This is a genomic window from Shewanella pealeana ATCC 700345, assembly GCF_000018285.1.
GTDB classification, from domain to species: domain Bacteria; phylum Pseudomonadota; class Gammaproteobacteria; order Enterobacterales; family Shewanellaceae; genus Shewanella; species Shewanella pealeana.
Genome location: NC_009901.1, coordinates 1,633,407 through 1,646,276, shown reverse-complemented (window position 1 = coordinate 1,646,276; position 12,870 = coordinate 1,633,407). Strand labels below are relative to the sequence as shown.

Sequence of the window (12,870 nt, the reverse complement as noted above, 5' to 3'; positions counted from 1 at the left end):
GATTACTGCTGTTTAAAATGATTTCGACTCCCTTGTCTCATCATTAAGCCCTGTGCATTTAACGCAGTGCACTTATACGCTATGAGTCTGCGTTAAGCACGGAGCACTGCAGCAATCAACAAGCAGCTAAAGTTAAATTTAAGCTGCGGGTGTCAAATATTTTAAATAGACAAACCCTTTAATGTTTTAATGCTTTTTTCGTGCCAACTTTGTTAAAAAATCGAAAAAAACCAAGTCAGATATAGTCAAACAGTGAAGTCGAGCCCACCTTGCTAAACACACTCGAAACGGCATTCAACGCTAATTGCTGTTTTTCAAACTCGGTAATCGCTTCGGCGTAATCGAGGTCTTCCAGTAGTGATAGCGCTGATTGGTTAACCAACTGCTCTTCTTTATGGGTATCGGTATAGCTCTCTAAGCTTTTGAGACTATTACCTGCGACACTGCGGCTCATTGCCATCTGTTCTTGACCGCTAGTTACATTATTTAATAACTGTGCCATTTCAGACTGGCCTTGAGGGCTATTCAGCTTTGCGCCATCTTCAAGCAGAGAGATCGCACTATTTAAGGTGTCAAAGATGTTTGATTGAGTTTCTGGCGACATTGAAAAAGTATCCCCGGCAACTGGTGTCCCCTTAAACTGCAATTCAATGCCGTCAACAGTCACGGGCTGGCTTGGGTCAAAATTAGGAATAGTGTCGACACCGCCTGATGAATCAGTCACATTCAGATCCAATCCGCCGGCACCATTATCGACGAAGTCAAAGGTGTAATCTCCGACGACAGGCAAACTTGCATCTGTAACTTTGGCGCTTTCAACTGTAAAACTGCCGGTTTGAGATGCCGAATAATTGACGCTATAATCACCTATGGCATTGGCGGCATTCATAAAAATACTGTCTCCAGCGATATTACTGCCTACGGTTATTCCCGATGCCACGATGGAGTCTCTAACCCCTGAGTCGCCGCTGTAAACTACATTACCGCTATTATCGAAGGCGAAGGGGGTTGTATCTGTTGCAAAACCGGCAAACAAACTATTACCCGATTCATCTTTACTGTTGGCGATAGACATCAGCTCTTCTAGACTACTGCGCATCTCATCGGCAATAGCTTGCCGGTCGGCATCATTCAAAGTGCCGTTTACCGAACGCAGCATGCCCTCGTGCATACTTTGTATTAACGTTTCGGCGCTGCCAATCTTACTTTCACTTACTGCGAGTCGGTTACTCGCATAATCAATATTCTTTAAAAACTGATTGGTTAACGCGCTTTGCTGATTTAGGTTATCGATCCCTGCTGCGGCGATAGGGTCATCACCAGCGGTATTCACTTTTTTTCCTGACGCCAACTGCTCCAAGATCTGGCTGGTAGCAGACTGACCTTTTAAGACATTACTGCTAGTTTGATGAAACATTTGCGCTGTTGAAATTCGCATAATCTTAATTCCTATTCTTAAGCCCTAAGCCCTAAGCCCTAAGCTCTGTCCCTAATCCTATCTCAAACCTTGAAGTCTTCAGTGCTAACGCAGAGAACTAAATAGTGTGTTGAATATTTCATTGGCTGTGGTCATGATCCGTGCCGACGCCTGATAAGACTGTTGAAAACGCATCAAGTTTGCCGCCTCTTCATCAAGATTAACCCCTGACACACTTTGTACTCGGGTATAGGCTTGAGTGTATATTGCATCAGCAGACCCCATAGCAACCTCAGCAGCTTTAGTCTTGCTGCCCACATCAAACTTAGTGTTTTCATACACGTCATTTAACGTTGTTTTGCCACCATTCATCAATTTAGCTTCATTGAGCTTGGCCATGTTCACCATGTTAGTGTTATCACCTTCAGCAAATGATAAGTCGAAGGTAAACTTCTCCGCAGTCGCTGCGGTAGAATCAATCTCGAAGGTAAAACCATGAGCGCTGATATTCGGGGGTGTATAAGCTGCGGCGGCGCCAAGCGATGTGCCATCAACGTCAAACACTTCAAATGTGGGCGGCGTGGCAGCAGGATCGATTTCAAAGGTGAGCTCTGAACCTGTAACCGGGAAATTGGTGTCCGTTCTGTCATCGATACTCACAAGCTTGACTTGGCTATTACCGGTGTTTGCCGCATCGGCAGTAATTTTAGTTCCCGCCGCGGCAATGCCTTTACCGTCTGTCATCTCGACCGATATTGAGGCCGCCGCCCCCGAAGTTGGACGAATCTCAAAGGTGTCACCAGAGGCGAGTGCCCCCGCGTCGATGTCGATGCTAAAGCCATCAGCGCCCTCGAGCTTAGTGCCGTTTAACGTCAGCGGCGTAATATTGCCGCTGGCGGCATCTTTTAGCTCATAGGTTGATGGAGCGGTAAACTTAAGCTCATAACTGCTGCCAGTTAAACTGCCAACATCGTCAATATTAACGCTTAGATTTGCAGTGCCCGTATTGCTCGATAGTGCACCGACACGGCCAATCTGCATTGATGGGTCGTTAATATCGGTAAAGATATTGGCGCCGACTTGACCATTTAAGTCAAAACCTTGTGCCTGCGCCTGATTAAACGCATCGGCTACACCTAATGCGTATTGACCAAACTCCATCTGCGATGGGGTCAAAGTTTCATCGCGGTAGTTAACTAATGCACCTAACTGACCTCCCAGTTTGGTTGCATCAACAATCATGCTCTTATTGCCCGACTGTGCGGTGATCTGTAACTCATTAGGGTAAGGGTCACCTTGCACTGTGCCCATTTGCATCGAGACTTCGCCCGATACCAACATCATAGAACCGCCAAGCATCACACTCTTGGCTCCTGAATCGAGTGGCACTACGTTAACAGAGGCATACTCACTCAGCTCTAAAATCAGTGCATCTTGTTTGTCTAAGAGCTGCATGTCTTCGCCCTGAGACTTCATCAGCTCTCTGTTGATATTGCCTAATTCTTTACTGATCTCATTGATACGAGTCGTTACTGCGGCAATCTGGTCATTGGTCTGAGTCATCTGGCTATCAAGGTGCCCTTGCATTTGATTAATGCTGTCGGCTAATTGGTTAGCGCTGGTCAGCATTGAACCTCGCATTCCCAAATCACCAGGGATATCAGATAAGGCGTTCATGCTGGCAAAGAAATTGTTTAGCCCTTCTGGTACCCCTTTACCGATTTGTGAGAACAGCTGATCTAACTCACTCATCTTGCCAAACGTTGTTTGCGTCTCACTGACAGCAGTAGAGCCAATACGCAACTCTCTTGTGGCGTAGTCGTTATAGACGCGTTTAACATCAGAGACATAGGTACCCGCACCATAAAAGTCATTGCCCATGCGCTGTGAATCAAGCGCCGACTGTGAAACCACCTGACGGTTATAGCCTGCAGTATTAGCATTAGCGATGTTATTACTGGTTATCGCCAGTTGCGATTGAGAGGCCAGCACGCCTGTGCGAGCTATATTCATTAAATCTAAAGACATGCGTACTGACTCCCTGCTTCAAGTGGTTGAACAACACTAATCTTCATTGCTTAACCCCTTGTAAGACATCTTTAAAGTCTCGAGTAATGGTTTTCATCACCTGAATAACCTTATCGGCATATTTAGGGTCGGTTGCGTAGCCAGCCTCTTGCAAGGATCGGATAAAGGCTTGCGGATTAGCGGCTTGTTTCATCGCGTCTTGATAACGCTCACCATTGGAAACGAATGAAACAAAGTCATTAAAGCTTTGACCAATATCCTCATAGACTCTGAAATTCGCTTGCTGCTTAACGGCAATACCTTGCTCATATTCTAGGGTGCTAACTGAGGCTTTCTCACCTTGCCAACGATTGTCGGCCTTAATGTTAAACAGGTTATTACTCTGCTGCCCTTGATGGCCTTTGACCATTTTCTGGCCCCAACCTGTTTCTAGCGCCGATTGAGCAATCAATACTTCTGGTGTGGTACCTAAGGTTTGAGCCGCTTTTTGGGCATGGGGATATAGACGCGCCACGAACTCATCTTGGCTGGTAAAGTTTGCCTGAGACTTATCGGCGTTGACTGCCGCCGACGGCAATATTTTGCCACTCAATACCGAATCTAATGTTTGTGATTGAACACTGCTTGTAATTGCTTGTGGTGCTGATGCTTGGCTATTACTAGCGAAACTATTCTGATTTTTTGGAACGTGATCGGTAATAGTGTCAGGGCTAGCAATACGTGAGCTCGGCATCTGCAGCATATCCGGTCTATCCATGGTCAATGCTGCAGCCTTAGAGCCGCCGTTGATATCACCACGGAGCACAGAGGCTGGAGTCATCGGACTATTAGCGGGGTCAAGTTGCTGCACCATTAGATCGGCTAAGCCCAACATGCCTTCACCAGAAAGGTTGAGCGACATCTGCTGATCATGCATCTGCTCATAAAACTTGGTGTACTGGCTATTCATTGGGCTGTCAGACTCAAACACAGCATTAGCATCACGCATGCTTTTCATCAGCATTTGCACGAAGATCCCCTCGAATTGCTGGGCAACTTCTTTTAATGCACTGGTTTCATCTTTTTGAGCTCTGGATCTTAATGAGTCCAAGCCTCCAAGATCCAGAAATTGCGATGCGTTCGACAACTTCTCCATGACACCTTTCCAATAAAACTGACAATATTTAGATAATTATCAATTCACCATGCAAAGCGCCTGCCATCTTTAACGCTTCGAGTATCGCCAGTACGTCTGACGGAGCCGCACCCACTAAGTTAACCGCCCTAACTAGCTCGTCTAGCGTGGTTCCAGGGTTAAACATAAACATGCGACTGTCTTCTTCTGCCACATCGATTGTACTGTCGGTAGTGACCACAGTTTGTCCATTACCGAATGCGTTAGGCTGTGAAACCTGCGTCGCCTCTGCAATTGTCACTGTTAAGCCACCGTGGGTCACCGCAGCTGGCAATAATTTGACGTTTTGACCGACGACAATCGTACCTGTTCGAGAGTTAACAATCACTTTGGCTGACTCTGCAGCAGGCTCAACTTCGATATTCTCAAGTGTTGCCAAAAATGACACGCGCTGCGATACATCTCGCGGGGCACTGACCTGCACAGATGCAGCGTCTAGCGGCCTTGCCATACCTGGGCCTAACAGATCATTAATCGAGTCAGCCAAACGCTTTGCAGTAGAAAAATCGGCGCGGCGTAAGTTAAAGGTTAAGTGATCGCCAGTTGAAAATGGTGTTGCCACCGTACGTTCAATAATGGCTCCGTTTGGAATGCGCCCAACTGTTGGCGTGTTTTGCACGACCTTCGAGCCATCCATGCCTTCAGCACTAAAACCACTGACCACCATGCTGCCTTGGGCTATCGCGTAAACATTACCGTCGACACCTTTTAAAAAGGTCTGTAACAACATGCCACCACGTAGGCTTTTTGCCTCACCTAGGCTAGAAACCGTCACATCTAAGGTTTGACCCGGTTTGATAAATGGCGGCATTTCCGCGCTCACGGCAACAACCGCAATGTTTTTAATCTTAGGTCTGAAGTTATCCGGCAGATTAATGCCGAAGTTTTTCAGCATGGTCTTAAAGGTCTGCTCGGTATAACGGGTTTTCTCACCCGTACCCGGCAAACCTACCACTAAACCGTAGCCGATTAACTGGTTACTACGTACGCCTTGTACGTTAGCAATGTCTTTAATTCGCTGTGCGTGCACAGGGGCGCTCAAGGCTAAGATTGCACAGAGCAAAACCAATTTTAATTTCATCATCCTAAATCCTTAACCTAGGCTCATACCCATAACGTTGGCCTAGAATGGCCACCAGCTACCCATAAAGAACGAAGCTAACCAACCTACTTTTTGCACTTCGGCAAATGTACCGGTTCCACTGTACTGAATACGGGCATTTGCCACTCGCTGTGAGTCAATCGTATTATCAGGGCGAATGTCTTGGGCACGCACAATGCCTGTGATGCGAACAAACTCGTCACCGTTGTTGATGCTTATCCATTTTTCGCCTCGAATAACCAAGTTACCGTTATTTAGCACCTGCATCACGTTAGCTGAAATACTGCCAGACAAGCTGTTGCTTTGGTCAGCATCTGATTCACGCTTAGTATTCATGCTGTCTTTGTAGCGAAGATCGATTGGATTACCGCCAATGGTGACGTTGCCGCCGCCAGCATAAATCGGATCAAGTGATAGATCCGTTCCCTTGGAAATTTCGTTATTAGCACTTTTCTTCGCCTGAGTCTGCTCCATCAACAGTACTGTAATGATGTCACCGACTTTGAGTGCTTTAATGTCAGAGTAGAGGCTAGATGCTTGGCTATCTTGATACATAGAGCCTGTCGCTGCGATTTTTGTTGGCGGCGCCTCTGGATACACTGGCGCGTAATAAGGATCGTCAGCAATCGGCTTACCGTTAGTAGAGTTACAGCCTGATATGGCTGCCATCAGCATAAAAACCCACAAACGCTTCATATAAAAAGCCTCTTAAAAATGCTTAAAGATTTTGGTTAACGTAAGACAACATCTGGTCAACCGCCGAGATTACCTTTGAGTTCATCTCGTAAATACGCTGGCTTTCAATCAAGTTAACTAGCTCTTCGGTCACGTTAACATTTGACGTTTCGAGTGCACCTTGACGAATGGCGCCCATGCCATCAAGCGAAGCGGTACCTTGGATTGGCGTACCGCTCGCGCCAGTTTCCATATACAAATTTTGCCCCATAGGATCGAGTCCTGACGGGTTAATAAAATCCGATATTGCTAACTGCCCCACCACCTGGTTTTCTGCATTACCCGGTGTTTTAACTGACACTTCACCTTCTGCAGACACGGTAATGCTTGTAGCATCTTCTGGGATTGTGATTGCTGGTTGCACCACATAGCCTGAGCCAGGAGTTACTATCTGCCCTGTGTCATCTAAACTAAATTGACCATTACGGGTATAAGCGGCGGTACCATCTGGAAGTTGCACTTCAAAAAAGCCAGGGCCTTCAACCAATAGATCCAACGAGTTATCTGTGGTCAGCATGTTACCCTGAGTAAAGATCTCTTGGGTTGCGACTACTTTGGTACCCGAACCAATACTTAAACCATTTGGCAGTTTCGTATTCGACGCACTAATACCGCCTGCTTGATTAACGTTTTGATAAAGCAAGTCTTCAAAAACCGCACGACTCTTTTTAAAGCCTACGGTGCTGGCGTTAGCCACGTTGTTAGAAATTACCGAAATATCAGTTTGCTGAGCGTCTAAACCAGTCTTACTAATCCATAAAGCGGGATGCATAGTATCTCTCCTAGCTTATGCGCATTAAGGAAGAGGACGCGCGATCGTTCTCTTCAGCTGTTTTCATCATTTTCACTTGCATCTCGAACTGACGCTGCAGGTCAATCATAGATACCATCTCATGGACTGCATTGACGTTACTGCCTTCAACCGCACCACTTAACAGACCCACGCTAGGATCGGCTGGAGCATTTTCACCAGACATCAAACGGAACAGACCGTCTTCCCCGCGCATTAAATTTTGATTACCCGGGTTGACCAGTTTAATACGAGCCACCTCTTCGATAACTTCTGCTGTAGCACCAGAGGGCCGAACTGAGACAATACCGTCCTGAGAAATTTCGACCTTTTCAATCGGCAGCGGCAATACAATAGGACCATTGTCACCCATCACTGCCGTGCCTTTGTCGTTACGTAGCACACCGGAGTTATCGAAACGCAAGCTGCCTGAGCGGGTATAAGCTTCACCGCCATTTTCGGCTTGCACCGCAATCCAGCCATCACCTTTTACGGCAATATCCAAATCGCGCCCGGTGGTCTTTATCGGACCACTGGCAAAATTAGCTGACGGAGTTTCGGTCATTGAGAACACACGCGTAGGCAAACCTTCGCCAAATGCTTGCATTGAGCGAGCTTGAGCGAGGGAGGATTTAAAGCCATCGGTATTAGCGTTGGCTAAATTGTTAGCACTAACCGCCAATGAGTTCATATTTTGTTTAGCGCCGCTCATCGCGACATAGAGCAATTTGTCCACTTGATACTCCGTCAAACTTCCGTCTAACGAAATAAATAGCAAACATCGTGCCAAGATAGAGAAAAGGAAGGGCGCTCCGCTGCTAGGACGTGACTACGTCACTTCGAGGGCGTCGCGTTGCGACTTAAAGATAAAGAAGGCGCTAGGTGCTAGGAAAAGCAGGTTCTAGGAAGAGCAAAGACGAACGGCCAGCGGCCTTACGGCACGTGGCTTCGCTTACGGAAAGCTTAAAAGATTAAAACGAAGGCAATAAAAAACCAGAAGACTCAGCTTCTGGCTTATTCGCGAAAGATCTTAGCTTTAACCGTCTTAGCTTTAACCGTCTCAGCTTAAATCATCTTAGCTTGCACCGTCAGCACAGCGTTCTGTTTTCCGTAAGCGAAGCGTTCATCCCAGCCTTTGCATGTGCTTTTCCTAGGTCCTAGAAGCCCGAAGGGCGACCTCGAAGCGAAGCGTTCTAGATTCTTCTTCGCTTATACCGTCAGCGCAGCGTTCTGAGAGTAAGCCTGCGAACGTTCTGTCTTCCGTGAGCGAAGCGTTCATCTCAGCCTTTGCATTTGATTGTGCTTTTCCTAGGACCTCGCAGTGAGCCTGCGAACGTCCTAGAAGCGAAGCGACCTAGAAGGACGGAGTCCGCCCTTCTTAGCTTTTAACGCTTATCGAATTTGCAACACTGTCTGTTGTAGCGTGTTATTCACTTCTAGGGTTCTTGAGTTCGCCTGGAAGTTACGCTGCGCCGAGATCAAGTCGACTAACTCGGTAGTCAAATCAACGTTTGACTGCTCAAGCGCCGATGAGCGAATGCTACCAAAGGTACCACTGTTCGCTTCACCCGCTAGTGCTGGGCCCGAATCTAAGCTGGCTTTCCAAGAGGTGTTACCCGCCTGAGACAACCCCTGCTCGTTAGCAAAGCTTACCAAAGCAACGCGTGCTAGAGGTACCGTAGAGCCGTTACTGTAGCTTGCGTTAATCAGACCATCTGCGCCGACTTCAACGTTGGTCAAACGGCCAACTGTTGTACCATTTTGATTCAACTCCGTGACCTCAAATGGCGATGCATACTGAGTTGGATTATTGAAATCAAGCGTTAGCGTCTGGCTACCGTCTGCACCTGGGCCTAATACGTTAGCGCCGCCAACACCAAGGGCTTCAGTAGTGATAACGGCTGGATTACTACCTGTATACGCCCCAGTGTCATTGAAAGAAACTGCAGCGCCTTTCCAACCCGCCGCGTTCTCAGCACTTGCTTGTCCATCAACTGCGCCATCGCCATCGGTATCGATATCATACTCACCAGCAGCTGGGTCCAAATCAACAGGCTTACCGTCCACGGCATAAAACGCTACCCAGTTACTCTCACCTATATGGGCTGCATTAGGTGGTCGTACGAAGTAAGAGGTAAGAATATGTGGCTCGCCGAGAGAGTCGTATATGGTCACCGATGTTGAGTTGTTAAAGGTCTCAGGATCATCGGGATCGAAAGCAGCAGGATCCAATGTAGACTCACCCGCGTTGAGGTTCATCTGAATACCGACTTGATCTGTCTTAACCGGGCTACCTGCGGTATCTGGAATTTGTACAGGCTTAGTGGTAGTTAAACTTACAGATGTAGAATTTCCATCTTTATCTACCGGGAAGGTCTGTAAGAAGTTACCTGCAGAATCAACGATATAGTTGTTTGAGTCAAACTTAAATGCACCTGCACGAGTAAATGAGTGATCTTGCGAACCTACTTCAGATGAAGTCACGAAGAAGCCACCACCATTAATCGCCATGTCGAGCGAGTTATTGGTAAACTGCATGCTGCCTTGATGAAACTGCTGAGCGACTTGACTGGTTGCCACGCCGCCGCCCACAGTGGTTTTACTATTGGCAAATATAGAACTCGCATAAACATCAGCAAATTCAGCACGAGATTCTTTAAAGCCTGTGGTGTTAACGTTAGCGATGTTGTTTGCCGTTGTATTTAGGTCTTTTTGTGCAGACGATATACCGCTCAATGCAATGTTAAATGACATGATTCACCTCAATCCTTGTTTAATTCTATTTCAAGACGTTTGCTGCTCATATTGAGCGCAAATATCTCGCAAAATGAGTTCTAGTTTAGGTTTCAGATACAGCTAGTACATCGCTGATCTTAATACCGCCGACACCACGTAAATTTAAAATAGCGCCCGTAGCTGCGGTTCCAAGTGAAACACTAGTAACATGAGCATAAGTCGATACAGGTAGCTCTTCGCTTGTACCACCTACCTTGCCGCTGGCTTTGAAGGTATAGTTCCCCTCCGCAACAGGCTCACCGTTCTTATCTAAACCATCCCAGCTCACATCGATATTGCCACCAGCACTGCCATCCACATTGTAAGTTGTGATGAGCTGACCTTTTTCGTCCTCAATACGAACAATGACAGATTCAATAGGCTCTGGCGTACTTATGATGCCCTTCATACTCGGATCTTCAGCCGATATATGTGCGGTGTCAGACGGGATCAGCACCTTTTGGCCAACAAGACCTGATGCCTGTAACGCCTGACTCGAACTGGTTAATGCATTGAGATTAATAATCTCTTCATTGAGCTTGCTGATCCCATCTACGGTTGAAAAAGAAGCCATCTGCTGGATCATCTGATCATTTTCAACAGGCTTAAACGGATCTTGCATAGACAACTGTTGGCTTAACAGCGAAAAGAAATCCTCTTGGGTCAACTCCTGACTATTAGGTTCAGGAATAGGATTTTCTTCTGGCAGACGTAAGCCATCAAGAAATGGATTCCCTGTGGATGTCTGTTCAGTGTTCGTTGCCGATGCAGTCGAACTCTGGGTCGCTGTAGCAGCTGTTTGCGGCGAAATAGCATTCGCCTGCGGAGTCTGACTCGGCGCCGTCTGCGTTGCGGTTAGCGGATTAATAAGGCTCAAAATTTACCTCCAGCTTTCACTGAGTTTATTTGCCTATTCTAAGTGTCTGCTGAAGCATAGATTTAGCGGCTTCAGTGACTTGAACATTCATTTGATAAGAACGAGAGGCTGAGATCATATTCGCCATCTCTTCCATCACATTGACATTTGGCTTATAGATAAAGCCGTCGGTGTCCGCCATTGGGTGATCTGGCGAAAACTCTTTATTTAGGGGTAAGTCACTTTCTACAATCCCTTTAACTGCCACCGATTGCGCAGCGCTTTGATGCTGCTGCGCTTTACTCATTTCGGCTTCAAAGATTGGATGACGAGCGCGGTAGGTCTCTCCAACACTGCTCGATACTGAATCGGCGTTAGCTATGTTACTGGCAGTGGTATTGAGTCTGACCGACTGAGCCGACATTCCAGACCCTGCAACATTGAAAATATTAAATAAGCTCATAATTAATCGCCTCTAATCGCTTTTTTCATACCAGAGAACTTACTGTCTAGAAAACCCAGTGACATCTGATATTCAAGCGCATTTTGCATAAATGCAGACTGCTCTTGCTGAATATCGACAGTGTTACCGTCACCGGTATCTGGCTGATTTGGCACTCTATAGCCTAAATGCTGCTGAGTTAACGCCGCCATATCGAAGTGCTTACTGTCACTTTTCGCCATAGCTAAACCTGTTTGCTGAGATTGGGCCGCGTTCATTGCTTTTGAAAAATCAACATCGCGAGCCTTGTAGCCAGGCGTATCGGCGTTAGCAATATTTGAAGATAGGATCTCTGCACGTTGGGAACGAACGCCCAAAGTGTGTTGGTGAACTCCTAACGCTTTATCAAAACTAATCGCCATAAAATTGCCTCCTCAGCTCTATGGCTGAAATAAAGCAATAGTTATGCCAAATTAATATAATAAATAGAAGTTTATGGAGAGAATGAGTTCAAGTAGGTTTAGTCAGAAACAAAAAACGCGTCTAGAGAGACGCGTTTGCTTTACAGAGTGCTGTTCAGGCCGAGATTAAACTCGCTTCTGATAATAGATCCCAGGATTACAACGGATCATATCAAATTCATCGGACAAGCCAGCTATAGACTCAGATGCGCCAAGAAACAGAATGCCGTTAGGATTTAATGCGGCAGCAAATTGCCGCAGTATTTTCCGCTTTGCCTCAGGAGAGAAATAGATCAATACATTGCGGCAAAAAATAATATCGAACTTGCCGAGTAAGGTATAACTCTCGAGTAAGTTATGCGCTCGGAAGTTAACCAAACGCTTAACGTTATCTTTAACCACCATGTTACCCGAAGGCAAAGTATCAAAAAACTGACGCTTACGTTCGTCTGACAAGCCTCTGCCTAAAGCGAGATTATCATACTCAGCACCTTTACAACGTTCTAGCATAGATGGTGACAGATCGGTTGCCAAAATACTGGCATTACCCGGCAAACTCCCAGGCTTACGTTGTTGGTGCTCTAAGATGGTCATCGCCAAAGAATATGGCTCTTGCCCTGATGAACAAGCAGCCGACCAGATCTTTACCGGACGCCCTAAACGGCTGAATGTCGGTAATATAGTGTTCGATAACAACTCGAAAGGATAACGGTCTCGAAACCATAATGTTTCGTTTGTGGTCATGGCATCGATAACCTCAGTGCGCAACTGACGCTCTGTCGGCTTCATCGACTGCTTTACCACTTCTGATAAGGAGGGCAAGTTATACTTACCCATTAGAGGCGCTAATCGGCTTCGCACCAAATACAGCTTGTTCTCTCCCAGCACGATACCGCTGTGCTGCTCTAGGAATAATCTAAATTGCTTGTACTCATTCTCTGCAAGAGACTTATTTGACACTCTATTATCCTAATATCAATAAAACAAACCGCTTCGACCCAACAAGGTTAAATACAGCCAAAAAACGAACGCAGCGTTATACCTTAGCAGCAAAGGAAACACAAGCAAGAGATGTTTCCGACTTCGCTAA

Annotated in this window: 12 protein-coding genes; all 12 read right to left on the bottom strand. The window is 46.4% G+C overall.

The genetic code is table 11. The features are described from left to right. Positions 1-235 precede the first annotated feature (235 nt). On the bottom strand, positions 236-1,438 hold the full coding sequence (gene flgL, locus SPEA_RS07070; RefSeq protein WP_012154603.1) for a flagellar hook-associated protein FlgL: 1,203 nt from the start codon (positions 1,436-1,438) through the stop codon (positions 236-238). An 84-nt stretch (positions 1,439-1,522) separates the two neighbouring features. Next, positions 1,523-3,445, bottom strand: a complete 1,923-nt coding sequence (gene flgK / locus SPEA_RS07065; RefSeq protein WP_012154602.1) for a flagellar hook-associated protein FlgK — start codon at positions 3,443-3,445, stop codon at positions 1,523-1,525. Between the two features lie 43 nt (positions 3,446-3,488). Then, on the bottom strand, positions 3,489-4,580 hold the full coding sequence (gene flgJ, locus SPEA_RS07060; protein WP_012154601.1) for a flagellar assembly peptidoglycan hydrolase FlgJ: 1,092 nt from the start codon (positions 4,578-4,580) through the stop codon (positions 3,489-3,491). A 28-nt stretch (positions 4,581-4,608) separates the two neighbouring features. Continuing rightward, positions 4,609-5,700, bottom strand: coding sequence for a flagellar basal body P-ring protein FlgI (locus tag SPEA_RS07055; RefSeq protein WP_041411330.1), 1,092 nt, complete (start codon positions 5,698-5,700; stop codon positions 4,609-4,611). A 42-nt stretch (positions 5,701-5,742) separates the two neighbouring features. After that, positions 5,743-6,417 carry a flagellar basal body L-ring protein FlgH gene (flgH, locus tag SPEA_RS07050; RefSeq protein ID WP_041410871.1) on the bottom strand — a complete coding sequence of 225 codons (675 nt, stop codon included), beginning with the start codon at positions 6,415-6,417 and terminating at the stop codon, positions 5,743-5,745. Positions 6,418-6,439: 22 nt separating this feature from the next. Continuing rightward, positions 6,440-7,228: a flagellar basal-body rod protein FlgG gene (gene flgG / locus SPEA_RS07045; protein WP_012154598.1), complete on the bottom strand. Its 789-nt coding sequence runs from the start codon at positions 7,226-7,228 to the stop codon at positions 6,440-6,442. A gap of 10 nt (positions 7,229-7,238) precedes the next feature. Next, positions 7,239-7,982, bottom strand: coding sequence for a flagellar basal-body rod protein FlgF (gene flgF, locus SPEA_RS07040; protein WP_012154597.1), 744 nt, complete (start codon positions 7,980-7,982; stop codon positions 7,239-7,241). A gap of 656 nt (positions 7,983-8,638) precedes the next feature. After that, the gene (flgE, locus tag SPEA_RS07035; protein WP_012154596.1) at positions 8,639-10,000 is read right to left on the bottom strand and encodes a flagellar hook protein FlgE; all 1,362 of its coding nucleotides are present in this window, start codon (positions 9,998-10,000) and stop codon (positions 8,639-8,641) included. An 85-nt stretch (positions 10,001-10,085) separates the two neighbouring features. After that, positions 10,086-10,898, bottom strand: a complete 813-nt coding sequence (gene flgD, locus SPEA_RS07030; protein WP_012154595.1) for a flagellar hook assembly protein FlgD — start codon at positions 10,896-10,898, stop codon at positions 10,086-10,088. A gap of 25 nt (positions 10,899-10,923) precedes the next feature. Continuing rightward, positions 10,924-11,340, bottom strand: a complete 417-nt coding sequence (flgC, locus tag SPEA_RS07025; RefSeq protein ID WP_012154594.1) for a flagellar basal body rod protein FlgC — start codon at positions 11,338-11,340, stop codon at positions 10,924-10,926. A 2-nt stretch (positions 11,341-11,342) separates the two neighbouring features. Beyond that, positions 11,343-11,741 (bottom strand): flagellar basal body rod protein FlgB, encoded by a 399-nt coding sequence (flgB, locus tag SPEA_RS07020; protein WP_012154593.1) that lies wholly within the window; start codon positions 11,739-11,741, stop codon positions 11,343-11,345. 165 nt (positions 11,742-11,906) lie between these two features. Next, positions 11,907-12,740, bottom strand: coding sequence for a CheR family methyltransferase (locus SPEA_RS07015; RefSeq protein ID WP_012154592.1), 834 nt, complete (start codon positions 12,738-12,740; stop codon positions 11,907-11,909). Positions 12,741-12,870: the final 130 nt, after the last annotated feature.